This is a genomic window from Nocardioides conyzicola, assembly GCF_039543825.1.
Lineage (GTDB): Bacteria > Actinomycetota > Actinomycetes > Propionibacteriales > Nocardioidaceae > Nocardioides > Nocardioides conyzicola.
Genome location: NZ_BAABKM010000002.1, coordinates 1,844,180 through 1,865,909 on the forward strand (window position 1 = coordinate 1,844,180; position 21,730 = coordinate 1,865,909).

The 21,730-nt window shown below is 72.1% G+C and carries 21 protein-coding genes; 11 read left to right on the forward strand and 10 right to left on the reverse strand.

Annotation, left to right across the window (positions count from 1 at the left end; translation table 11 throughout):
• Nucleotides 1-5: 5 nt before the first annotated feature.
• Nucleotides 6-1,442 carry a glycosyltransferase family 87 protein gene (locus ABEA34_RS12005; protein WP_345521493.1) on the forward strand — a complete coding sequence of 479 codons (1,437 nt, stop codon included), beginning with the start codon at nucleotides 6-8 and terminating at the stop codon, nucleotides 1,440-1,442.
• Here ABEA34_RS12005 and ABEA34_RS12010 read toward each other — a convergent pair.
• Genes ABEA34_RS12010 through ABEA34_RS12025 form a run of 4 tightly spaced genes read right to left on the reverse strand, consistent with a single transcriptional unit; the run spans nucleotide 1,403 to nucleotide 4,704 of the window.
• On the reverse strand, nucleotides 1,403-2,458 hold the full coding sequence (locus ABEA34_RS12010; RefSeq protein WP_345521494.1) for an alanine racemase: 1,056 nt from the start codon (nucleotides 2,456-2,458) through the stop codon (nucleotides 1,403-1,405). The two genes, ABEA34_RS12005 and ABEA34_RS12010, sit on opposite strands and share 40 nt — an antisense overlap.
• Entirely contained in the window at nucleotides 2,458-3,603 is a 1,146-nt protein-coding gene (locus tag ABEA34_RS12015; RefSeq protein ID WP_345521495.1) for a lipid II:glycine glycyltransferase FemX, read from the reverse strand. Before ABEA34_RS12015 ends, ABEA34_RS12010 begins: the two co-directional genes overlap by 1 nt.
• Nucleotides 3,604-3,636: 33 nt before the next feature.
• The gene (locus tag ABEA34_RS12020) at nucleotides 3,637-4,329 is read right to left on the reverse strand and encodes a WD40 repeat domain-containing protein (RefSeq protein WP_345521496.1); all 693 of its coding nucleotides are present in this window, start codon (nucleotides 4,327-4,329) and stop codon (nucleotides 3,637-3,639) included.
• A gap of 18 nt (nucleotides 4,330-4,347) precedes the next feature.
• Nucleotides 4,348-4,704 (reverse strand): hypothetical protein, encoded by a 357-nt coding sequence (locus tag ABEA34_RS12025; RefSeq protein ID WP_345521497.1) that lies wholly within the window; start codon nucleotides 4,702-4,704, stop codon nucleotides 4,348-4,350.
• A gap of 205 nt (nucleotides 4,705-4,909) precedes the next feature.
• Between ABEA34_RS12025 and ABEA34_RS12030 the strand changes: the two genes are divergently transcribed.
• The 5 genes from ABEA34_RS12030 (at nucleotide 4,910) to ABEA34_RS12050 (ending at nucleotide 10,509) form a co-directional block, all read left to right on the forward strand.
• Nucleotides 4,910-5,509 (forward strand): RNA polymerase sigma factor, encoded by a 600-nt coding sequence (locus tag ABEA34_RS12030; protein ID WP_345521499.1) that lies wholly within the window; start codon nucleotides 4,910-4,912, stop codon nucleotides 5,507-5,509.
• Nucleotides 5,509-5,970 (forward strand): hypothetical protein, encoded by a 462-nt coding sequence (locus tag ABEA34_RS12035; RefSeq protein ID WP_345521500.1) that lies wholly within the window; start codon nucleotides 5,509-5,511, stop codon nucleotides 5,968-5,970. The genes ABEA34_RS12030 and ABEA34_RS12035 overlap by 1 nt, the downstream gene beginning before the upstream one ends.
• 6 nt (nucleotides 5,971-5,976) lie before the next feature.
• On the forward strand, nucleotides 5,977-7,644 hold the full coding sequence (locus ABEA34_RS12040) for a S8 family peptidase (RefSeq protein WP_345521501.1): 1,668 nt from the start codon (nucleotides 5,977-5,979) through the stop codon (nucleotides 7,642-7,644).
• Nucleotides 7,645-7,648: 4 nt separating this feature from the next.
• On the forward strand, nucleotides 7,649-10,117 hold the full coding sequence (locus tag ABEA34_RS12045; protein WP_345521502.1) for a CHAT domain-containing protein: 2,469 nt from the start codon (nucleotides 7,649-7,651) through the stop codon (nucleotides 10,115-10,117).
• 80 nt (nucleotides 10,118-10,197) lie between these two features.
• Nucleotides 10,198-10,509 carry a hypothetical protein gene (locus tag ABEA34_RS12050; RefSeq protein WP_345521503.1) on the forward strand — a complete coding sequence of 104 codons (312 nt, stop codon included), beginning with the start codon at nucleotides 10,198-10,200 and terminating at the stop codon, nucleotides 10,507-10,509.
• Here the strand turns inward: ABEA34_RS12050 and ABEA34_RS12055 are convergent.
• From ABEA34_RS12055 to ABEA34_RS12070, 4 genes are all read right to left on the reverse strand, one after another.
• Nucleotides 10,502-11,755 carry a bifunctional glycosyltransferase family 2/GtrA family protein gene (locus tag ABEA34_RS12055; RefSeq protein ID WP_345521504.1) on the reverse strand — a complete coding sequence of 418 codons (1,254 nt, stop codon included), beginning with the start codon at nucleotides 11,753-11,755 and terminating at the stop codon, nucleotides 10,502-10,504. The two genes, ABEA34_RS12050 and ABEA34_RS12055, sit on opposite strands and share 8 nt — an antisense overlap.
• Nucleotides 11,752-13,764, reverse strand: a complete 2,013-nt coding sequence (locus ABEA34_RS12060) for an ArnT family glycosyltransferase (protein WP_345521505.1) — start codon at nucleotides 13,762-13,764, stop codon at nucleotides 11,752-11,754. The genes ABEA34_RS12055 and ABEA34_RS12060 overlap by 4 nt, the downstream gene beginning before the upstream one ends.
• Nucleotides 13,765-13,828: 64 nt before the next feature.
• Nucleotides 13,829-14,629 carry a deoxyribonuclease IV gene (locus tag ABEA34_RS12065; protein ID WP_345521506.1) on the reverse strand — a complete coding sequence of 267 codons (801 nt, stop codon included), beginning with the start codon at nucleotides 14,627-14,629 and terminating at the stop codon, nucleotides 13,829-13,831.
• Nucleotides 14,630-14,672: 43 nt separating this feature from the next.
• On the reverse strand, nucleotides 14,673-15,578 hold the full coding sequence (locus tag ABEA34_RS12070) for a serine/threonine-protein kinase (RefSeq protein ID WP_345521507.1): 906 nt from the start codon (nucleotides 15,576-15,578) through the stop codon (nucleotides 14,673-14,675).
• A 168-nt stretch (nucleotides 15,579-15,746) separates the two neighbouring features.
• On the opposite strand from ABEA34_RS12070, the gene rpsF reads away from it, so the two are divergent.
• The 4 genes from rpsF (at nucleotide 15,747) to rplI (ending at nucleotide 17,487) form a co-directional block, all read left to right on the forward strand.
• Nucleotides 15,747-16,037 (forward strand): 30S ribosomal protein S6, encoded by a 291-nt coding sequence (rpsF, locus tag ABEA34_RS12075; protein ID WP_028643766.1) that lies wholly within the window; start codon nucleotides 15,747-15,749, stop codon nucleotides 16,035-16,037.
• A gap of 112 nt (nucleotides 16,038-16,149) precedes the next feature.
• Complete coding sequence (locus ABEA34_RS12080) at nucleotides 16,150-16,707, forward strand: single-stranded DNA-binding protein (RefSeq protein ID WP_345521509.1); 558 nt, start codon at nucleotides 16,150-16,152, stop codon at nucleotides 16,705-16,707.
• A gap of 82 nt (nucleotides 16,708-16,789) precedes the next feature.
• Nucleotides 16,790-17,026 (forward strand): 30S ribosomal protein S18, encoded by a 237-nt coding sequence (gene rpsR / locus ABEA34_RS12085; protein ID WP_008355445.1) that lies wholly within the window; start codon nucleotides 16,790-16,792, stop codon nucleotides 17,024-17,026.
• A 14-nt stretch (nucleotides 17,027-17,040) separates the two neighbouring features.
• Nucleotides 17,041-17,487 carry a 50S ribosomal protein L9 gene (rplI, locus tag ABEA34_RS12090; protein ID WP_345521510.1) on the forward strand — a complete coding sequence of 149 codons (447 nt, stop codon included), beginning with the start codon at nucleotides 17,041-17,043 and terminating at the stop codon, nucleotides 17,485-17,487.
• Between the two features lie 73 nt (nucleotides 17,488-17,560).
• On the opposite strand, the gene ABEA34_RS12095 is transcribed toward rplI, so the two are convergent.
• A complete protein-coding gene (locus ABEA34_RS12095; protein WP_345521512.1) occupies nucleotides 17,561-18,892 on the reverse strand; it encodes an MATE family efflux transporter in 1,332 nt (443 codons plus the stop codon).
• 441 nt (nucleotides 18,893-19,333) lie between these two features.
• On the opposite strand from ABEA34_RS12095, the gene dnaB reads away from it, so the two are divergent.
• The gene (gene dnaB / locus ABEA34_RS12100; protein ID WP_345521513.1) at nucleotides 19,334-20,752 is read left to right on the forward strand and encodes a replicative DNA helicase; all 1,419 of its coding nucleotides are present in this window, start codon (nucleotides 19,334-19,336) and stop codon (nucleotides 20,750-20,752) included.
• A 310-nt stretch (nucleotides 20,753-21,062) separates the two neighbouring features.
• Here the strand turns inward: dnaB and ABEA34_RS12105 are convergent, their stop codons facing one another.
• Nucleotides 21,063-21,689, reverse strand: coding sequence for a hypothetical protein (locus ABEA34_RS12105; RefSeq protein ID WP_345521514.1), 627 nt, complete (start codon nucleotides 21,687-21,689; stop codon nucleotides 21,063-21,065).
• Nucleotides 21,690-21,730 lie beyond the last annotated feature (41 nt).

Genomic DNA, 21,730 nt, shown 5'->3' on the forward strand with positions numbered 1-21,730 from the left:
GACCGGTGGGCGACCGTGCCTGGGTCGACCCCACCGCGGACGACCCGGTCGTCGCCGCGCTGAGCGAGGGCGTCGGCGGACCGATCGGGAGCAGGGCCGGACGGCACCCCTGGTGGACACCGATCCGGGTGCTGCTGGCGCTCACCGCCCTCTGCCTGGCGCTCGGGATGGTGCAGAAGGGCAACTGCTACCAGGACACCTGGCAGGACGGGACCGCCCGCTACACCCACATGTGCTACTCGGACCTGCCCTACCTCTACACCGGCCGCGGGTTCGCCGAGCTGAACTGGCCCTACAGCGACGACCAGCAGGTGCGCGACCGCTTCTCGGTCATGGAGTACCCCGTCGGGATCGCCTACTGGGCCTGGGGCACCGCCTGGGTCACGCACTGGCTCAACGGGTCGCCCGACCTCGGTCCCCGGTACGCCGCTCCGACGGACGAGGTCGCGGGGTGGCCGAAGGTGCAGCGGGAGATGCGCATCTTCGCCATCGTCAACGCGCTCGGCTTCGCCGTCCTGGCGCTCTTGTCGACCTGGCTGCTGGCGGGCGTCACCCCCCGGCGGCCGTGGGACGCGGCGGCGTTCGCGCTCTCTCCCGCGCTGCTCCTCACCGGCCTCGTCAACTGGGACCTGATCGCGGTCGCCCTCGTGGCGGGAGCCCTGTGGGCATGGTCGCGCGACCGCCCGCTGCTGACCGGCGTCCTGATCGGGCTCGGCACGGCGACCAAGCTCTACCCGCTCTTCCTGCTCGGCGGCGTGCTGGTGATCTGCCTGCGACAACGCCGGTTCCGGGCCTTCGGGCTGGCGGTGGTGGGCGCGGTCGCCGCCTGGCTGGTCGCCAACCTGCCGGCGCTGCTGACCGGCCCGTCCGAGTGGAAGGTGTTCTGGTCGTTCAACTCCGACCGGGGCGCGGACCTCGGGTCGATCTGGCTCGTGGTGCAGCAGGCGATGGACAAGACCACGGACCCGTTCACGTTCGAGCCGCACACGATCAACGTCGTGTCCTGGCTGTTCTTCGGGCTGTGGTGCCTGGGCGTCGCGGCGCTCGGCCTCACGTCACCCGCGAACCCGCGGCTGGCGCAGCTCGGGTTCCTGCTCGTCGCGGGCTTCCTGCTGATCAACAAGGTCTACTCGCCGCAGTACGTGCTGTGGCTGCTGCCGCTCGCCGTCCTCGCCCGGCCGCGCTGGCGCGACCTGCTGATCTGGCAGGCCGGCGAGGTGCTCTACTTCGCGGCCGTGTGGTGGTACCTCGGGGGCTTCCTGGCCCCGGCCGGCGGCGGCGACGCGGGCTTCTACTGGGCCGCGACGCTGCTGCGGATGGCGGCGGAGCTCTACCTGGTCGCGATGGTGGTGCGGGACCTGTGGGACCCGCGGCGCGACCCGGTGCGGTCGTCGTCCGTCCCTCAGTCGACGACGACCCGGTCGAACGTCGTCGCGGTGTAGCGCACCCGCACGTCGACGACGTCCCCGACGGCCGGGACCCGGGCGCCGTGGGGCAGGAAGAGCATCGACGCCTGCATGTGCGGGGGCTCGGCGAAGAGCCGCTGCTTGCCGTCGATCGAGAACGGCGAGCGCACGAATCCGGCCGCGTCCATGCCGCCGCGGGCGAGGGTGGCAGCACGCCCCCGCAGGCTCGCGTCGCCGAGAGGCGCCTCGAGCCCGATGCCGTGGGCGGTGCCGCCGCTGACGATCAGCACGTGCCCGGCCTTGGGCGCGGTGCGGTGCCGGTAGCCGAAGCCGTCGCCACGCTCCACCGCGTGGACGTCGAGCACGGTGGCGGTCACCTGCAGCGCGGAGCGGTCGCCGAGCCAGAGGTCGGTCCCGGTGCGGGGCCGGAAGGTGAAGTCGGGGTACGCCGTCCGCAGCGCCGCCAGCTCGCTCGCACTCAGGTGGCTGACCCAGACGGTGTCGAGCGGCAGCTCGGTCGCCACCACCTCCGTCATCAGGCGGTGCACCTCCGAGAGGTGGGCGCCGTTGGCGAGCGGCAGGTGGAGCGCGACGCCGGCGACCCGTGCCTTCGGGTGCGCGCGCACGACGTCCGCCGTCGACCACAGCTCGCGCGCCGTCATGCCGTGGCGCAGCATGCTGGTGGTCCGCTCGAGGACGAAGCGCGCGTCGGGCTGCCGGCCCAGCAGGTCGCCCAGGTCCTCGACCCGGCTGATGGTGTGGACCACCCGGCGGGCGAGCGCGGGCTCCAGCTCGACGGCGGCCCCGAAGGGGCGCCAGGGCGTGAGGACGAGCAGGCTGCCGTCGTACCGCCCGGCGACCTCGGGCAGCTCCTCGTAGGTGCCGACCGCGATCGTGTCGACGCCGAGCCAGGCTGCACGGCGGGCCAGCCGGCCGAGGCCGAAGCCGTAGCCGTTGCCCTTGGCGACGGGGACCAGGTCGGGCTCGGCGGTCGCAACCGACCGCAGGTGGTCGCGCCAGCGGTCGCCGTCGACGGTGAGGGTGAGGCTCATCAGCGACGACTCATGTAGACGTCGAAGGCCTTGTAGAGCACCTTGTTGAGCGGCAGGTCCCACTCGCCGACGTACTCGACGGCCTCGCCGCCGGTGCCGACCTTGAACTGGATCAGGCCGAGGTGCGGGTCGTCCTCGGCGAGGGTGTCGGTGATGCCGCGCAGGTCGTAGACGTCGGCGCCGGCGGCGATCGCGTCGCGGATCATCTGCCACTGCACGGCGTTGGAGCCGCGGACCTCGCGCTTCTCGGTGGAGGACGCGCCGTAGGAGTACCACGCGTGGGCGCCGACCCGGATCGCGATCGTCGCCGCGACCAGGGTGCCCTCGTGCCGCCCCGTGTAGAGCCGGATCCGGTCCGGCTCCTCGGCGCCGAGCGCCTCGACCATGGTGCGGAAGTAGGACAGCGGCCGCGGGGTGAAGTGGTCGCGCTCGGCGGTGTGGACGTAGAGGTCGTGGAAGTGCTTCAGCTCCGGATCGATCGCCACGCCGTCGTACGACGTGACCTCGACGCCCTCCTTGGCGGCCTTCTTGATGTTGCGCCGCCACAGCTGGTTCATCCCGGCGAGGACCTGTTCCTCAGTGCGGCCGGCGAGCGGGACCTGGAAGACGAACTGTGGCTGACCGGCGGCGAACCCGCCCTCGACGGCGAGCGGTCGCCAGCCGAGGTCTCGGAGCTGCGCGACCACCCGGGCGCCGGCATGGCTGCGCTCGGTGGGGGCCAGGTCGCCGAGACGGCGTACGGCGGGGTCCGCGATGCCGGCCTTGACCGTGGCGGTGTCCCAGCGGCGGGTGACCACGGGCGGCCCCATCCGGACGCCGAAGGCGCCCCGGCCCTTGAGGTGCGCAGCCATCGGCCGCAGCCAGGGGGGGAGGTCCTCGACGTCCCAGTCGATCGCCGGGCCCTCGGGCAGGTAGGCGAGGTAGCGCTTCACCTTCGGCAGCTGCCGGTAGAGCACCAGCCCGGCGCCTACCAGCTCGCCACCGGCGAACCAGCCCAGCGACTCGTGGCGCCACTCCGCCTTGACCCGGGCCCAGGCCGGGGTCTGCAGGAAGCTGACGGAACGTTGCCGTCGGACGAAGTCGAGGTGCTCGTCGGATCCGATCTCGCGCACGACGAGAGGGGTCGAGGCGGTCGGGGGAGTCACAGGTCGAGGCTAGCGAACGACCCGAGCGGGTCGTCAGTTGCTCTCGCGCACCATCAGGTTGCCCCACTTCTGCACTCGCGCGCAGCGGCCGGAGCCGACCGCGCAGCGCAGCAGGGGAAAGCTGTTGCCGACCGCGTGCAGGAGCAGCCGGTCCGACGACTCCCAGAGCGGCCGCTGGTCAGGTCCCTCGACCATGTACCTCCCGGTGTACGTCGCGAGCACCGCACCGGTCCGCGCGTTGCGGACCCGCACCGTGCGAGCGGTGTTGGTCCAGGAGTAGTAGTCCTCGTCCCCCTGGTGGAGGCCGGCAATCGTCGCGACGCGCGTGCTGTCCGGGGAGAAGGCCACCGGGACCTCGCCCGCGCGCGTGCGCCACAGCGTGCGATGGGTCCGTGCCGCGAGCATCACGGCGTGGTCGCCGGCGTACGTCGCGTAGCGCCGCGTCGAGGGGCTGGCGGCCGCGGGGACGAGGACGCCGGCGAAGGGATCGTTCTCGACCGTGCGCCGGTCGATCACCTCCGTGGTCCCCTTGGTCGGGTTCCAGCTCACCACCTCGACCGTGTAGCTGCGGTTGCCCTTCCACCGGAGGCGCTGGACGAGCACGTGGTGCTCGCTGGCCGCCTTGACCTCGACGTTGCTGCGCGCCGGCTTGTACCCGTCGAGGACCTTGCCGTCGGAGATCCGGACCGCCCGCAGACCTTCCTTGTAGGCCCAGGCCCGCAGCACCGCGGTACGACCGTCGCTCTAGGTCAGCACCGGGTAGTACCTCGAGCTGGCCACCAGGGTGCGTGCCCGACCCGCGCCGTTGATGAACGTGACGCGCGAACCCGTCTGCGTCTCGTCCTTGTCGTTGACGGCCACGTGCAGCAGGTAGCCGCCGCGGGCCTCGAGCAGCCCGGTCGGTCGGCCGCCGTGGGGCCCGCGTGCGTCGACCGTGGAGACGGGGTCGCCGCCGGGCACCACGATCCGCTCCCGCTGGGCGTCGTACCAGGGGATCCGCGGGGGCGCCGTGGGCGGCCCCGCGGCCACCGAGGAGACCGACCCGCTGAGCGCGAGCGTGGCCGTGAGGAGGGTGGTGAGCATCAAGCGTCCCGAGTGCATGGCCGCCACCGTACGGGAGCCTCGGACGGCCGTCCGGTCTCCGCACCAGGACTCCTCACCCGGTCCGGGCGAAGAGCGAGGACGGTTCTCGCCCGAATATGGCTCTCAGGCCCGAAAATGTCCGAGAGGGAGGTATCAGGACCCGCGCCCGCGACTCCTCACGGGCGTGATCCTGATCGAGAGACAACAGGGAGCAGCGCGGCCCATGACCCAGCGTGGTGGCTCACCGGCCGGTGACGCACGCCCGGCGGACGTGTGGTCCGAGGCCACCGGCGGGTTCAACCGCTGGGTGGCGGGGGACCCCGCGGGCCTCGACGACCTGGTCGCGGTGATGACGCCGGTGCTGTGGCACGTCGTCCGCGCCTACCGGCTCTCCGAGCCCGCCGCCGAGGACGTCATCCAGAACACCTGGCTCGCCCTGGTACGCCGCCGCGCGGCGATCGTCGACCCGGTGGCCGTCGGCGGGTGGCTGACCACGACGGCCCGGCGCGAGGCCTGGCGGGTCGCCGGCGCGAAGACCACGCCGACCCCGGTCGAGGACGACGACCTCGCGCAGGTGCTTCCTCGGCAGCGCTCGGCGGAGGACAGTGTCGTGCAGCACGACGAGGGCGACCGCCTGTGGGCCGCCGTCGACGGGCTGCCGGAGCGCTGTCGCCGGCTGCTGCGGGTCGTCGCGTTCGAGAACCGCCCCGACTACCGCGAGCTGGCGACCGAGCTCGGCATGCCCGTCGGCAGCATCGGCCCCACCCGCGGCCGCTGTCTCGCCAAGCTGCGGGTGGCCCTGATGCAGGCTGGAGGAGTCTGATGAACGATCTGAGCCGCGAGGCACTGCTCGGCATCGTCCGGGACGTCTACGAGCGCCACGACCCCGTGCCCGACCACCTGGTCGCGGCCATGCAGGCCGCGGCGGCGATCGCCGCGTCCGACCTCGACCTGGAGCTGATGGAGCTCGTCGAGTCCTCCACCGAGCTGGCCGGGGCACGCGGCTCCACGTCGTACACGCTCCGCTTCGTGCACGGCGACACCGACCTGCTCCTGCGGATCGCCGTGGACAACGGCCGGTCCCGGGTGGACGGTTGGATCGTGCCGGCCGAACCCATGACCATCCGCGCGCTCCCCGGCGAGGAGCCGGCCGCGCACGAGGCGGTCACCACCGAGTCCGGGCGATTCTCGCTGACGGACCTCCCGGTCGGGCTGATGCGGCTGCGGCTGGAGCCGCACGACGGTGCCCGCCCGGCCTTCGCCACCCCCACCTTCGAGATCTGAGGAACCGTGGACCCCGAGAGCCCCGACAAGCAGCCGCGCCCTGCCCGCCCCACCCGCAAGCCGCTCGACCGGGAGCCCCGGCCGCCGCACCCGACCTCCATCGCCGCGGCGCAGGGCCGCCTGCTCGACCCGGCCACCGCGCTGATCGTCGACGGCGTCGTGCCGCGCCCGACCGTCTACGTCGGCCCGCGGCTGCTGATCTCGAAGGCGGTCGACGTCGACGGTGCCGTCCGCGTGCTCCGGGCGGTCGCCGAGCCGCTCGGCTGGGACGTCGTCCTGGAGGACGAGGACCCGCGCACCGCGAACCTCCGGTTCGGCCTGCGGCCCGTGCGTCTGGTCGTCGCGTCCAACCGCGCCACGATCGCGCCGGACGCGTGGACCCTCCTGCAGCAGACCCGCGCGCAGTTCGGGGTGGACGCCGTGAAGGGCGTCGGGCTCGACCACCTCGTGGTGCCCGCCATCGAGGCCGACCCGATGCACGACGGTCATCCCATGCACGACGGGCACCCCATGCACGACGGCGACCCGATGCACGACGGGCACCCCATGCACGACGGCGACCCGATGCACGACGGGCACCCCATGCACGACGGCCACCCGGCCAACGACGCGAGGACGTCACGGGCCATCGCGTCGTACTTCGACATGGGCTCCGGCGGCCGCCAGCCGGTGGCGTACGTCGGGCCGCGCCCCGCCCGTCGTCACGCCGACCTGATCGAGGGACGCCGCCCGGTGGTGGCGATCCTCGACACCGGCTGCGGCAGCCACCCGTGGCTCGACGGGTTCGTCGACACGGAGGTCGGGCTCGACGGCGTGCCGATCGGCTACTCCGACTCCACCTCGCTCTCGCCCGAGGAGGACGGCGACCAGTCCGGTCCTCTCGACGGCTCGATCGACCCGATCTCGGGCCACGGCACGTTCATCGCCGGGCTGATCCGGCAGCGCTGCCCCGACGCCGACCTCGTCGCCTGGCGGGTGATGCCGTCCGACGGCCCGATCGTCGAGTCCGACCTCGTCGCGACCCTCGCGCAGATCGCCGAGCTCGCGCGCCGCTACCGGGCCGGCGAGCCCGGCGGGCACGCGATCGACGTGCTCAACCTGTCGATGGGCTACTACCACGAGACGCCCGAGGACGCGCTCTTCGACCCGACGATGTACGCCATCCTCGAGGAGATGGCCCGCAACGGCGTCGTCATCGTCTGCTCGGCCGGCAACGACGCGACCAGCCGCCCGTCCTTCCCCGCCGCGTTCACGCGCTGGGCCGACGACGCGGGACCGATCCCGTTCGACCCCTCGATCGCGCCGATCGTGTCGGTGGGTGCGCTCAACCCCAACCGCACCGACGCCCTCTTCAGCAACGCCGGCCCGTGGGTGCGCTGCTACGTGGCGGGCGCCTCGGTGGTCAGCACGATGCCGGCCTTCCGCGGCGGCTACGAGCCGGTCGCCCGGACCAGCGCCTTCGGACGGGTCCGCGAGGCGATCGACCCCGACGACTTCCGCGGCGGCTTCGCGGTGTGGAGCGGCACCTCCTTCAGCGCCCCGATCCTGGCCGGGGACATCGCGGCCGCGATGGTGGGCACCCTCGAGCCCGCGGGTGCGCCCGTGGACGCGCCCACCTCCGTCGCCACCGCGTGGAACGCGGTGTCCTCCTGCACCCCATTGGCGCCATCATGAGGCGGTGACCTCCGCCCACGACCTGCACGCCCGGGGCGTCCACGCGGCCTACCGCGGACGCCACCGGGAGGCCCGGCGCCTCCTGGAGCGCGCCCGGTCCGAGGCGGGTCAGGGCGGGACGGGCGGGTCGGACCTGGAGGCGCGCATCGCCGCCAGCCTGGCCTACGTGCTCTCGGAGACCGGCGAGCACGACACCGCCATGCAGCTGTGCCGCGAGGCGCTCGCGGACGACCGCATCGAGGACAGCACCCGCGGCACGCTGCACTCCCAGCTCGGCCTGCTCTTCATGCTGCGGGGCGAGACGTCGGCCGCGATGGACGAGTTCGACCAGGCGCTGCGCCTGCTGGACGTGCCGGCGACGAGTGCCCGGGTGCACCTCAACCGCGGCAACGTGCACCTCCAGCGCAAGCACCTCTCCGCCGCCCGGTCGGACTTCGAGCTGTCCTTTGCGGCCTACCGCGAGGCGGGCGACGAGTACGGCGCGGCCAAGGCGGTGCACAACCTCGGCTACACCCACTTCCTGGCCGGCGACCTGGTCGCCGCGCTGCGCGACCTCGGGACGGCGTACCCGGCGTTCGAGGCCGAGGGTCCGGTGATGACCGCGATGGCCGACCAGGACCGGGCCGAGGTGCTGATGGCGGCCGGCCTGCGCGAGGAGGGTGCGGCCGCGCTCGCGGCGTCCGCGGACGCCTACGGCCGGCGGCGCCTCTACCAGCGCCGGGGCGAGGCCGAGCTGGCCCTGGCCCGCAGCCTGGTGCTGAGCGACCCGGACCGCGCCCGGGGGTCGGCGCGGGACGCGCTGCGCAGGTTCCGCCGCACCGGGGCGCGGGCATGGGAGGTGCGCGCCGACGCGACGCTGCTCAGCGCCGAGATCGAGTCCGGTGGCAGCGGTCCGGCGCTGGCCCGGCGGGGGAGCGTCCTGGCGGACGAGCTCGCCGGGCAGGGTCTGCGCTGGGAGGCCGCGCTGGCCCGCCTCGATGCGGCTCGGGTCCACGTCCGGCGCGGCGACCTCGAGCAGGCCCGGGCCGACCTGCGGGGCGTGGGCGCGCTGGGGCAGGCGCCGCTCGCCGTACGGCTCCTCGACCGCGACCTCCGCGCCGACCTGGCCGCCGTCGGCGGGCGCGGGGCGAACGCCCTTCAGCACCTGCGTGCCGGGCTCACCGACCTGCACGCCTGGCAGAGCTCCTTCGGCTCGCTCGACCTGCAGACGGGCGTCGCCGGGCACGGCACGCGGCTCGGCGTCCGCGGCCTCGCGCTCGCGGTGGAGTCGCGTCGGCCGGCCGTGCTCTTCGAGTGGTCCGAGCGGGCCCGGATGCTGGCCAGCCGCGTGCAGCCGGTGCGGGCCCCCGAGGACCCCGCGCTGGTCGCCGACCTCACCGAGCTGCGCGAGATCGCCGCGGCGCGCGAGGGCGGGCGGCGTACGTCGCCGGAGCGCGAGGCCGAGCTGCGGCAGCGGGTGCGCGAGCGCGCCTGGCAGCACCGCGGGTCCGGCGAGGTCGCCGACCCGGTGACGCTCGACGAGCTGCGGTCGGCGATCACCGACGACACCGCACTGGTCGCCTACGTCGTGACCGCCGCCGCCGCGGTCGCCCTCGTCGTCACCTCGACGGGCACCACCTGGGTCGACCTCGGCCACCGCGACGAGCTCGACGCGCTGCTGGGCGGCCTGCTGCCCGACCTCGACATGGCGGCGACCGACCTGCCCGACGCGATGGGCGCGTTCGTGCGGGCCGAGCTGGCCCACCGGCTGGAGCTGCTCGCCGGGCTGCTGGTCGCGCCGGTGCTCGACGCCGTCGGCGACCGACGCGTGGTGCTCACCCCGTCCGGCGTGCTGTCCGGCGTGCCGTGGACGCTGCTGCCGGGGTACGTCGGCCGCCCGGTCACCCTGGCCCAGTCCGCGACCGCGTGGCTGGCGCGGCGGACCACGCCCTTGCGCACCGGGTCCGCCGGCTTCGTCGCCGGGCCGCGGGTCGCCCGCGCCGAGGACGAGGTCGTCGCCGCCGCCAAGGAGTGGCGCGAGGCCCGGGTCCTGCTCGCCGGGGACGCCACCGCGGCGGCGGTCTCCGAGCTCGCCGGGTCGGTGGACGTCCTGCACGTCGCCGCCCACGGCCGGCACAGCGCGGAGAACGCGATGTTCGCCGGTCTGCAGCTCGTCGACGGGCCGTGGTTCGGCTACGACATCGACCGGCTCCGGCGGGTGCCCGACGTGGTGCTGCTGTCGGCCTGCGAGGTCGGGCGGTCGACGGTCCGGTGGGGCGAGGAGCTGATCGGGATGACGACCGCCTGGCTGCACGCGGGCGCCCGCTGCGTCATCGCGTCGCCCGCGGCGATCAACGACCAGGCGGCGTACGGCGTCCTGGTGGCCGTCCACGAACGCCTGGCCGCCGGCCTCGACCCGGCCGCCGCGCTCGCCGAGTCGGTGCCCGCGGTCGCGGTCGACGCACCCCCAGTGCCCCTGGTCTGTTTCGGCTAGTCCCCACAGGTATCTGGCGCAGTGGGCGGCGCTCCTCAACGTCATCAGGGAGACCGCTCGACCTGCGAGGAGCAACCGTCATGTCGACCATGACCACGACCCGTTCCACTGCTGTCCACGTGATCCAGGACCCCCAGCCCGGTCAGCACCTGGTGGTGCCCGCGGGATGTCGGCTCGCGGTGCGGTTCCGCCGGCGCGGCCTCGGTCTGAGCCGCTGGCAGGTCGTCGACCGGCCCGGCTACCTGCTGCCGCTCGAGGAGGGCCCGCACGGCTTCCTCTTCCTCGTCTTCGACGCCGACGCCACCGAGGACCAGCCGCTGCGCCTGGAGCGCCGGCGGGTGGACCGGTCGGGTCCCGGCGAGGTGCGTGACCTGACCGTCCGGGTCAGCTGACCCCCGGCGCCGGGCGCGACTCGGGGGCGCCCGGTGCTCGGGTCCGGCGGGCGAACACCCAGGCCCGCATGGCGACGAAGCGCATCACCGTCACCACCAGGTTGGCCACCGTCAGCACCACCACCTCGGCCGCGGCGCTCGGGGACCCGGTGGCGTGCAGCAGCCAGAGCGACCCGCTGGTGACGCCCAGCCCGATCGCGAAGACGATCAGCCCCCGCAGCTGGTGCCGCACCGCCCCCTGCCGGCCGCGGACCCCGAACGTGAGCCGCCGGTTGACCGCCGTGTTGGCGACCGCCGTCAGCAGCAGCGCGAGCAGGTTGGCGGTGAACGGCGACGTCGCTCCGCGCAGCAGCAGGAAGAGGACGGCGTACGCCAGGGTGGACGCGACGCCGACGAGCGCGAACATCGCCACCTGCATGCCCAGCCGGCCGCTGCCGGCGTCGGCGGACGCGCGGCCCAGCCGCTCCGCCACGTCGGAGACGGGCAGCCGTCCCGACATCAGGCCCCGGCCGACGCGGACGATGCCGCGCACGTCGTCGATCGCCGTCCGCACGATGTCGACGGTGCTGTCGGGGTCGTCGACCCAGTCGACCGGGACCTCGTGGATCCGCAGCCCGGCCCGCTCGGCGAGCACCAGGAGCTCGGTGTCGAAGAACCAGGCGTTGTCCTCGACCAGTGGCAGCACCTCGCGGGCGACGTCGGCGCGGATCGCCTTGAAGCCGCACTGCGCGTCGGTGAAGTGGGCGCGGAGGGTGCCGCGCAGCAGCAGGTTGTAGCCGCGCGAGATCAGCTCCCGCTTCGGCCCGCGCTGGACCCGCGACCCGTGGCCGAGACGGGTGCCGATCGCGAGGTCCGAGTGGCCGCTGATCAACGGCGCCACCAGGGGCAGCAACGCCTTGAGGTCCGTGGACAGGTCGACGTCCATGTAGACGAGCACGGTGGCGTCGGACCCGCTCCACACCCGCTTCAGGGCCCGGCCGCGGCCCTTCTCCGCGAGGTGGACCACCCGGACGTCGTCGTACGTGTGCGCCAGCCGGCGGGCGATCACGGCGGTGCCGTCGGTGCTGGCGTTGTCCGCGATCGTCACCCGGAAGGTCCAGGGCAGGGACGCGAGGTAGCGACGCACCCCGAGCACGGACGCCGCGAGGTCCCGCTCCTCGTTGTAGACCGGGATCACCACCTCCAGCATCGTGGTGGCCGTCGCGGTCTCGGGCCGCCCGGACTCCCAGGGCTGGGCCGCGGTCACGACGACGTCCCCGTGGTCAGGTCGTAGATGGTGACCCCGTCGACCGTGGTGGCGGTGAAGTTGTCCGCCACCCAGGCGGCGATGTCGCTGCTGGCGCTGCTGCCGCCCATCGACTGGCCGAACCCGCTGCCGCCGATGAAGTAGTGGACCTGGCCGTCGGCGACGTACTGCTGGAACTCCGCGAGCGTCGGGCTCGGGTCGGAGCCGTTGAACCCGCCGATCGCCATCACCGGCTCCTCGGTCGCCAGCTGGTAGCCGGCGGCGCTGTTGGACCCGACCGCGGCCGCGACCCAGGTGTAGTCGTCGGCATCCGTGGTGAGCAGTGCCTGCAGCTCGGCGCTGGGCTCGCTGCTGCTGAGCAGGCCGCCGGCGCCGCCGCCAACGCCCTGGGGGCGCTGGCCTCCGGTCGGTGCCTGGCCGGTGGGTGCCTGGCCGGTGGGTGCCTGGCCCTGCTGCATGCCGGGCGGGCCACCCATCCCACGGCCGCCGCCGCCGCCGGGGCCGCCGAAGCCACCGCCTGCGACGGTCGGTCCGGCCGTCGGGATCGAGCCGGTGTGCGCGGTCGAGGCCGTCTGCACGGCGTACGCCGCGGGGCCGGCCAGGGAGGCGAGCACGGCGACGACGGCGGCCGCCGCCGCAAGGCGCCGGGGCAGCCAGCGTAGGCCGGTGAGCGCGGCCGCGGCGAGGACGCCGACCGGGAGGACGACCCAGCGCAGCCACGGTACGAAGTCGGCGCTGCGGCCGAGCAGGAGGAACGCCGTGATCGTGGTGGCCGCGATCGCGACGGCCGCGATCGGACCCGCCTCCCACGAGTGGCGGTGCTGCCGGACCAGGGCGGCGCCGATGCCGATGAGCGCGGCGACGGCCGGTGCGAGGGCCACGGTGTAGTAGGCGTGGAAGATGCCGGCCATGAAGCTGAAGGTCAGCCCGGTGACCAGGAGCCAGCCGCCCCAGAGGAGCAGCCCGGCGCGCACCCGGTCGGTGCGCGGCCGGCGGGCGGTGAGCCAGAGCCCGCCGACGAGCAGCACCAGCGCGGCCGGCAGCAGCCAGGCGATCTGGCCGCCGATCTCGCTGGTGAAGAGCCGGCCGATGCCGGTCTCGCCCCACATGGAGCCGCCGGTCCCGCCGGCTCCTCCGCCGCCGACGGAGCCGGTCTCGTCGCCGCTGAGGCGGCCGAAGCCGTTGTAGCCGAGCGTGAGCTCGAGGATCGAGTTGTCCTGCGAGCCGCCGATGTAGGGGCGGCTCGCGGCCGGCCACAGGGACACGATCGCGATCCACCAGCCGGCGGTGGCGATCATCGTCCCGAACGCCACCAGCAGGTGCCCCATCCGCTTGAGCACCCGCGGCTGGCCGGCCACCAGGTAGACGAGGCCGAACGCCGGCAGCACCAGGAAGACCTGCAGCATCTTGGTGAGGAAGCCCATCCCGACCAGGGCGCCCGCCAGCGCCATCCAGCGGACCGGGTGCCGGACGCCGTCCTCGACGGCCCGCAGCACGGCGTACGCCGCCGCGACCATCAGCAGCACGAGCATCGAGTCCGGGTTGTTGAAGCGGAACATCAGCACGGCGACCGGCGTCAGCGCCATCGCGGCGCCGCTGAGCAGCCCCGCCCAGGCGACGCCCGTCGTACGCCGGACCGTCGCCGTCAGCAGCCAGACCGCGAGGACGCCCTCGATCGCCTGGGGGACCAGGATCGACCAGGAGGACAGGCCGAACACCTTCACCGACAGGGCCATCGGCCAGAGCGCCAGCGGGGTCTTGTCGACGGTGATCGAGCTGGCCGCGTCGGACGAGCCGAAGAAGAACGCCTTCCACGACTCGGACCCGGCCTGCGCCGCCGCCGAGTAGAAGCTGTTGGCCCACCCCGAGGACGACAGCCCCCAGAGGTAGAGCACGCCGGTGGCGATCAGCAGCGCGGCGAGCGCGGGCCGGTAGTAGTCGCGCCTCGGCCGTGGCGGCGGGCCGGCCTCGGGCGTCGTGGTCTCGGGATGGGTCAGCGTGGCGGTCATGGTCACCACGATGTGGCGACGTCTTGGCCGGACCCCGTGCGCTGTCTGTGGGCCTCCTGTGAGGCTAGAGACCCCGCCCGCGGAGCCAGTCGGCATCGGCGACGTGCTCGGTCGCACCGCCCGGCGTCTCGAGCACGACCGGTGCTCCGGCGTCGCGGACCACCGCGGCGAGCAGGTCGGGGTCGACCTTGCCGGCGCCGAGGTTGGCGTGCCGGTCGGCGCCGGAGTCGAACTCGTCGCGACTGTCGTTGCAGTGCACCAGGTCGATCCGGCCGGTGATCTTCAGGACGTCGTCGACGACGGTCTCCAGGCTGTTGCCGCCGGCGTGCGCGTGGCAGGTGTCGAGGCAGAAGCCGACCAGGTCGGCCTGCTCGGTGCCGGAGATCGCGTCCCAGACCCGGCCGATCCGCTCCAGGTAGCGGGTCATGGCGTTGTCGCCGCCGGCGGTGTTCTCGATCAGCAGCGGCAGCTTGAGGTCGGTCGCCTCGACGGCCTTGCGCCAGTTGTCGAACCCCTTCTCGGGGTCGTCGTCCTTGTTCACGTGGCCGCCGTGCACGATCAGGCCCTTCGCGCCGATCGCGGCCGCGGCGTCGACGTGCTGCTGCAGCAGCTTGCGGCTGGGGATCCGGATCCGGTTGTTGGTGGTCGCCACGTTGACGATGTACGGCGCGTGCACGTAGAGCCCGATCCCCGCGGCCTCGGCGTCGGCCTTGAGGCCCTCCGCGCCGCCGGCGTACCGGAACTCGGGGCCCTTGTAGCCCTGCGGGTCGCCCAGGAAGAACTGCACGTGCGGGGCGTTGCGCGCCTGCGCCTCGGCGATCGGGTCGGCCTGGTCGACGTGGGCTCCGATGGCGATCTCACTCATGCGCCCAGCCTAGGTAGTGCTGCCGACAGCGGTCAGCCCAGCATCAGCGCAGCATCAGCCAGCACGCAGCCGCGCACGCCGCGATCACGACGAGTGACGCGGCGGTGACGACCGTCGGCCACCGGGCGGTCGCGGGGCGGGGCGGGTCGCCGAGACGGTCCGGTACGACGGGCCAGGGACCGTCGTCGGGGACCTCGATGCGTCGCAGCCGCTCGAGCGCGGCCGCGGCCGTGGGCGGGCGGAGCTCGGGGTCGAGGTCGACCAGCGCCTCGAGCAGGGGACGCAGCGGCCCGTCGGGCACCATCGGCGCGCGCCCCGGCCGGGGTGGCCGTCCGGTGAGCAGCTGGATGGCGACCACGCCTGCGGCGTACAGGTCCTGGCGCGGGTCCGGCCCGGCGCCGGCCTCCTGCTCGGGCGCGAGGTAGCCGTCGGTGCCGACCACCGCCGGACCGCGGGTCAGCCGGACGTCCTCGACCGGCACCGCGACGCCGAAGTCGCCGAGCCGCAGGAACGGCGGGCCGTCGGAGGGCTCGAGGAGCAGGTTGGCGGGCTTCACGTCGCGGTGCACGACCCCGGCCGCGTGCACGGCGGCGAGCGCCTGGAGCAGCTGGTCGAGCAGCAGGGCGGCGTACGACGTCGGCAGCGGGCCGGTCTCCTGGAGCAGCTCGTCGAGCGAGCCACCGTGGACCAGGTCCATGCCGAACACGACCCGGTGGTCGTCGGCGGCCCAGCCGGACGGCGTGAGCACGTGCGGGTGCCGGATCCGGAGCGACTGCTCGCGGACGAAGCGCAGCAGGGTCGCGCTGTCGTGTGCGCCGAGCACCTTGGCCGCGACGAGGGTGCCGGACCGCAGGTCGCGGGCCCGCCAGACCGAGCCCATGCCGCCGGAGCCGACCTGGTCGAGCAGCACGTAGCGGCCGGCGAGCGGGGTGGTGGCGGGTGCGGGCATCGACCGGCTCCTACCCCGGCGTACGCCATTTATGGCCGGGGGTGCGGGCGCTGTTAGCCTTGGGCGTTCTCTGCGTCGACCATCCGGGTCGCGCGGGGACGAAGACGCATTGCCCTCCTGCCACGGAAAGTCCGTGGCCGCCCTAGCCCACAGGAGGTGGACAACGACATGCGTGCCTACGAAGTGATGGTCATCCTTGACCCGAGCATCGAAGAGCGGACCGTCGAAGGTTCGCTCGACAAGTACCTGAACGTGATCCGCAAGGACGGCGGCTCTGTCGAGTCCGTCGACGTGTGGGGACGCCGCCGGCTGGCCTACGAGGTCAAGAAGAACGCCGAAGGCATCTACGCCGTCATCACGTTGAACGCCGAGCCCGCGACGGTCAAGGAGTTCGACCGTCAGCTCACCCTCAACGAGTCGATCCTCCGCACGAAGGTCATGCGTCCCGACGCTCACTGACCCTCGGGACCTCGGTCCTGTGGACGACCACTTCCCTCTGTCGGCGCCAGCGGCGACGATGTCCGGACGTGGTCGGACGACTCTGATCAGAACCAACGCTTAGGGAGCATCCATGGCAGGCGAGACCGTCATCACGGTGGTCGGCAACCTCGTCGACGACCCGGAGCTGCGCTTCACCCCCTCGGGTGCGGCCGTGGCCAACTTCCGGATCGCGTCGACGCCGCGCACCTTCGACCGCCAGACCAACGAGTGGAAGGACGGCGACGCGCTGTTCCTCTCCTGCTCGGTCTGGCGCCAGGCCGCGGAGAACGTCGCCGAGTCCCTGCAGCGCGGCATGCGTGTCGTCGTGCAGGGTCGCCTGAAGCAGCGCAGCTACGAGACCCGCGAGGGCGAGAAGCGCACTGTCGTGGAGCTCGAGGTCGACGAGGTCGGCCCGTCGCTGGCGTTCGCCACCGCGAAGGTCACCCGCGCCTCCCGTTCGGGCGGCGGGGGCGGCTACTCCAGTGGCGGCCAGGGCGGTGGGCAGGGCGGACAGTCCCGTCCGCAGTCCTCCGGCGGCAACGACCCGTGGGCCACCCCGGCACCCGCCCAGGGCGGTGGGGCTCCGGCCGCACCGGCCGGCGACCCGTGGGGTGCACCCGGCGTGGGCTCCGACGAGCCCCCGTTCTGATCCAGCACACCATCCCGTTCACCCTCAACCATTCCGGCGCAACCCACTCGTGGGGCCGGGCTTCTAGAAAGGGAGCACCACAATGGCCAAGGCAGTGATTCGCAAGCCCAAGAAGAAGGTTTGCCAGTTCTGCAAGGAGAAGGCGACCGGCGTCGACTACAAGGACGCCACGCTCCTCCGCAAGTTCATCTCCGACCGCGGCAAGATCCGCGCGCGTCGGGTCACCGGCAACTGCGTCCAGCACCAGCGGGACGTCGCGATCGCGGTCAAGAACGCCCGCGAGGTCGCACTGCTGCCCTACACGTCCACCGGTCGCTGAGGGGAGCTGACGACATGAAGCTCATCCTGACCCAGGAAATCACCGGTCTCGGTGCCCCCGGCGACATCGTCGAGGTGAAGGACGGCTACGGCCGCAACTACCTCGTCCCCCGCGGCCTCGCGCTGCGGTGGACCCGCGGTGGCGAGAAGCAGATCGAGTCGATCAAGGCCGCTCGCTCCACGCGCGCCGTGCGCGACCTCGGCCACGCCGAGGAGATCAAGACCAAGCTCGAGGCCCAGCCCGTCAGCGTGAAGGTGCGCGCCGGTGCGGGTGGTCGTCTGTTCGGTGCGGTCACCGTCGGCGAGATCGCCGAGGCCCTCGCCGAGACGTCCGGCGAGCCGGTCGACAAGCGCACGATCGTGGTGACCAACCCGATCAAGGCGCTGGGCAACCACGAGGTGGCCGTGAAGCTCCACGATGGCGTCTCCGCCACCGTCGAGCTGAACGTCATCCCGGCCTGACCCAGTCAGACCCTCATCAAGGGCCGCTCTCCTTCGGGAGGGCGGCCCTTGCTGCGTGCTCGGCTGTCGCGGATCAGGCGCCCGTCACCAGCCACGCGTCACCCTGGGCCCGGCGTACGAGCACCACGAGCCGGGCGCCCATGAAGACGGAGCAGAACGCGACCCAGATCGCGACCAGGCCGGCGGAGTACGCCGCCAGCAGCAGCGCCACCGGCGCATAGGCGACCAGGGTGACCAGGCCCGCGCGGGCGAGGTAGCGACCGTCGCCGGCGCCGATCAGCACCCCGTCGAGGACGAAGACGACGCCCGCGACCGGCTGGCCGAGCGCGACCACCAGCAGCACGGGGACCAGCAGGTCCGTGACCGCGTCGTCGCCGGTGAAGAGGTGCCCGACCCACGGGCTGACGGCGGCGATCAGCAGCCCGGTGACCACGCCGCTGACGGCACCCCACCGCACCATCCGCCGGGTCGTCTCCCGGGCACCGACCACGTCGCCGGCGCCGAGCAGGCGGCCGGTCAGCGCCTGCGCGGCGATCGCGATGGCGTCCAGGGTGAACGCGAGGAACGTCCACAGCGTCATCGCCAGCTGGTGCGTGGCCAGGTCCACCTCCTGGTCGCGCGCGTCGACGGCCGCCAGCGTGACGGCGTACGTCGTGAGCACGATCGCCGCCCGCAGGGTCAGCGTCCGGACGACGAGCGGGACGCCGGCGCGACCGGCGGCGCGGATGCCGGGGAGGTCCGGGCGCAGGGAGGCGCCGTGGCGCCGCGCGGCCCGGACGACGACGGCGACGAACACGACCGCGCTCGCGACCTGTGCCAGGACGGAGCCGAGCGCCGAGCCCGCGATGCCGAGCCCGACGGGGTAGACGAGCAGCAGGTTGAGCGCGATGTTGAGCGCGTTGCCGCCCACCGCGACGACCAGCGGGGTCCGGGTGTCCTGGAGCCCGCGCAGCACGCCGGTCGCGGCCAGCATGACCAGCAGCGGGACCGTGCCGAGGAAGGCGATCCGCAGGTACGTCGCCGCCGGGTCGGTCACCGAATCGGAGGCGCCGAAGAGGCGGACGAGCGGGCCGACGAGGACGACCCCGGCGACGGTGACGACCGTGCCGAGGCCGATCGCCAGCCAGATCCCGTCGACTCCCTGGGCCAGCGCGCCGCGCAGGTCGCCGGCCCCCAGGAAGCGGGCGACGCTGCCGGTGGTGCCGTACGCCAGGAAGACGCACAGGCCGATCACGGTCTGCAGCACGACGGCGGCGATGCCGAGACCGGCGAGCTCCGGGGAGCCGAGGTGACCGACGATGGCGGCATCGGCGAGCAGGAACAGCGGCTCGGCGACCAGGGCCAGGAACGCCGGGACGGCCAGCCGCAGGATCTCGCGGTCACGGGTAGCGGCTCGACTAGTCATCGTAAGAATCACCTACCCCTTCTGATCCCTACGGGACTAGTTCACAACACCTGTGGATGAATTCGGGATAACCCGGTCCCGGACGCTATGTCGACTTATGGGCAGGTAACCGGAAGGTGTCCTGTCCATGAACCAAGATAGGTGCCCGACTATTTTGAGTGCACAGGTGTGTATGAACGTTTCCGCAGGTCAGACGCCATATATCCGGGATATCGGTCCGGTCCTCCACAGGCTGCTCCCCAGGTCGGTGCACACCCTCAGGCGTGTCGTCCACGAGGACTCCCAAGTTATCCCCAGGGCCTGTGGATAGCGGACTGTCGCTCGGGTGACGTGTCACCGTAGCGTCGCCCGCGGACGGGTCCGCACAGCAGTGTCGGAGACCCCATCTACTATCGAACATATGTTCGTCGTTGTCGTGTTCGAGGGGACTGAGGGCCACAGATGAGCGTCGCCGAGCAGGACTCCCGAGGGTTCTCGGATCCTCCCCTGGAGGACTGGGGGGACGGTCCCGCGCCGTACGCCCCCGGCGAGCGGCCCCAGCGGCCGGGAGACCGGACGCCGCCGCAGGACATGGCGGCCGAGCAGTCCGTGCTCGGGTCGATGCTGATCTCGAAGGACGCGATCGCCGACGTCACCGAGGTGATCCGCGCCGCTGACTTCTACCGGCCCTCCCACGAGACCATCCACGACACGATCGTCGACCTCTACGGCCGCGGCGAGCCGGTCGACATGGTGACCGTCGCCGCCGAGCTCCAGCGCCGCGGCGAGCTCCAGCGGATCGGCGGCGCGCCGTACCTCCACACGCTCTCGGCCAACGTCCCGATCGCCGCCAACGCCGGCTACTACGCCGAGATCGTCCGCGAGAAGGCGATGCTCCGCAAGCTCGTCGACGCGGGCACCAAGATCGTGCAGATCGGGTACGCCGGCGAGGGGCAGGTGGACGACATCGTCGACCAGGCCCAGGCCGAGGTCTACAAGATCACCGACAAGCGCGCGACCGAGGACTTCGCCCCGCTCAGCGACATCATGGACGGCGTCCTCGACGAGATCGAGGCGATCTCCAACCGCGAGGCGGGCCTGTACGGCGTGCCCACCGGCTTCGCCGACCTCGACGACCTGACCAATGGCCTGCACTCCGGTCAGATGATCATCGTCGCGGCGCGCCCCGCCATGGGCAAGTCGACGCTGGCGCTGGACCTGTGCCGGGCGGCGTCGATCCACAACAACCTGACCAGCGTCTTCTTCAGCCTCGAGATGACGCGCTCCGAGATCACCATGCGCCTGCTGTCGGCCGAGGCGAAGGTGCCGCTCAACCACATCCGCAACGGCAACATGAACGACGACGACTGGGCCAAGCTGGCCCGCAAGATGGGCGAGATCTCGTCGGCGCCGATGTTCATCGACGACTCGCCCAACATGACGATGATGGAGATCCGGGCCAAGGCCCGCCGGCTCAAGCAGCGCCACGACCTCAAGCTGATCGTCATCGACTACATGCAGCTGATGTCGTCCGGCAAGAAGGTCGAGTCCCGCCAGCTCGAGGTCTCGGAGTTCTCCCGGCAGATCAAGCTGCTGGCCAAGGAGCTCGAGCTCCCGATCATCGCGCTCTCCCAGCTCAACCGTGGTCCCGAGCAGCGCGGCGACAAGCGCCCGATGATGAGCGACCTGCGTGAGTCGGGCTCGCTGGAGCAGGACGCCGACATGGTGATCCTGCTGCACCGCGACGACGTCTACGAGAAGGAGTCGACCCGTCCCGGCGAGGCCGACCTGATCGTCGCCAAGCACCGCAACGGCCCGACCCGCGACATCACCGTGGCCTTCCAGGGCCACTACTCACGCTTCGTCGACATGGCGCACTGAGCGGCGTGCCGGGATCACTCGACTCTGTCAGCACCGCGAGTGAAACTGTCAGTTACGGTTGGATTCTGTCATCTCACAGGCACGGCAGCCGACAGAGTACAGTCAGACCGTCCAGGTCACCTGCCGTAGCAGGAAGTCGGCCGGACGGCTCTCAATCTGTCCGTCCTTCTGTCGCGAGACGGCCTAGTCGTAGCGGTTGCTTCAATCTGAACGATAAGACGAATGCACTTGGGCAGAACCATTCGCCATGGTGGCGGCTTGCCTCGTCGCGAATCTCGAGTATGTGCGCGCCGACGCTGCGCGGGAAGAATTAACATTCCGCGTTTGCGACATGGCCGAACATTGATCCGCTGTAGTTATCAGCAATCTCCAATCGGCGGGCGACCTTGGCGCGGTCGATCTCGGGAGACCGACGTCTGGTTGGTGGCGCGCCCTCATCGACAAGACACTCCCAAGTGTGGGACAACATTAGAGATCCCCAATCGATCCACCGTCGCTCGAACCGGAGCCAGTCCTCGTTCGTTGATTCTGGATCCTTGAGCATCGGAACGAACCTCTTCGGAATCGTGTAAAGCTGCTGTTCCGCCAGCCCGCCGACAATGCCGACGCCCAAAACCATGGTGTGCGAGATCAGGCCAAGCACGCGTTCCTGAAGGTCTTGCGCGGCCCTGAAGGACTCGCCGTCCGTTCCGCGAATCTCGCCGTTGTCACCGACCTCTCGCGAGGTCCACATTGCCCGAAGCGCGCGGCGGAGCGCGTCAGTCGTGCTAACCAACTCAACAAAAAGAGCTTCGAGTTGCTCGACGCGGGACGCAGACTGCTGTTGCGCGAAGTCTCGGGTGGAGTTCCAGCGGTGCGTTGCTTGCGTTAGACCGACTCCGCCAAGGGTTCCTCCAACGCCGACCAGAGCAACCACTATCCCGTTGTCCATAGACACGGACTCTAGGTGAGACAGTCCATCGGCCGTGCTCGTCGCGG

What these genes read in the sequence shown, in the direction of transcription:
- ABEA34_RS12010 (WP_345521494.1), bottom strand. Translation starts at nt 2,458, where the DNA reads ATGAGCCTCACCCTCACCGTCGACGGCGACCGCTGGCGCGACCACCTG.
- ABEA34_RS12025 (WP_345521497.1), bottom strand. Translation starts at nt 4,704, where the DNA reads ATGCACTCGGGACGCTTGATGCTCACCACCCTCCTCACGGCCACGCTC.
- ABEA34_RS12030 (WP_345521499.1), top strand. Translation starts at nt 4,910, where the DNA reads ATGACCCAGCGTGGTGGCTCACCGGCCGGTGACGCACGCCCGGCGGAC.
- ABEA34_RS12035 (WP_345521500.1), top strand. Translation starts at nt 5,509, where the DNA reads ATGAACGATCTGAGCCGCGAGGCACTGCTCGGCATCGTCCGGGACGTC.
- ABEA34_RS12050 (WP_345521503.1), top strand. Translation starts at nt 10,198, where the DNA reads ATGTCGACCATGACCACGACCCGTTCCACTGCTGTCCACGTGATCCAG.
- ABEA34_RS12060 (WP_345521505.1), bottom strand. Translation starts at nt 13,764, where the DNA reads ATGACCGCCACGCTGACCCATCCCGAGACCACGACGCCCGAGGCCGGC.
- ABEA34_RS12065 (WP_345521506.1), bottom strand. Translation starts at nt 14,629, where the DNA reads ATGAGTGAGATCGCCATCGGAGCCCACGTCGACCAGGCCGACCCGATC.
- ABEA34_RS12070 (WP_345521507.1), bottom strand. Translation starts at nt 15,578, where the DNA reads ATGCCCGCACCCGCCACCACCCCGCTCGCCGGCCGCTACGTGCTGCTC.
- rpsF (WP_028643766.1), top strand. Translation starts at nt 15,747, where the DNA reads ATGCGTGCCTACGAAGTGATGGTCATCCTTGACCCGAGCATCGAAGAG.
- ABEA34_RS12080 (WP_345521509.1), top strand. Translation starts at nt 16,150, where the DNA reads ATGGCAGGCGAGACCGTCATCACGGTGGTCGGCAACCTCGTCGACGAC.
- rpsR (WP_008355445.1), top strand. Translation starts at nt 16,790, where the DNA reads ATGGCCAAGGCAGTGATTCGCAAGCCCAAGAAGAAGGTTTGCCAGTTC.
- rplI (WP_345521510.1), top strand. Translation starts at nt 17,041, where the DNA reads ATGAAGCTCATCCTGACCCAGGAAATCACCGGTCTCGGTGCCCCCGGC.
- ABEA34_RS12095 (WP_345521512.1), bottom strand. Translation starts at nt 18,892, where the DNA reads ATGACTAGTCGAGCCGCTACCCGTGACCGCGAGATCCTGCGGCTGGCC.
- dnaB (WP_345521513.1), top strand. Translation starts at nt 19,334, where the DNA reads ATGAGCGTCGCCGAGCAGGACTCCCGAGGGTTCTCGGATCCTCCCCTG.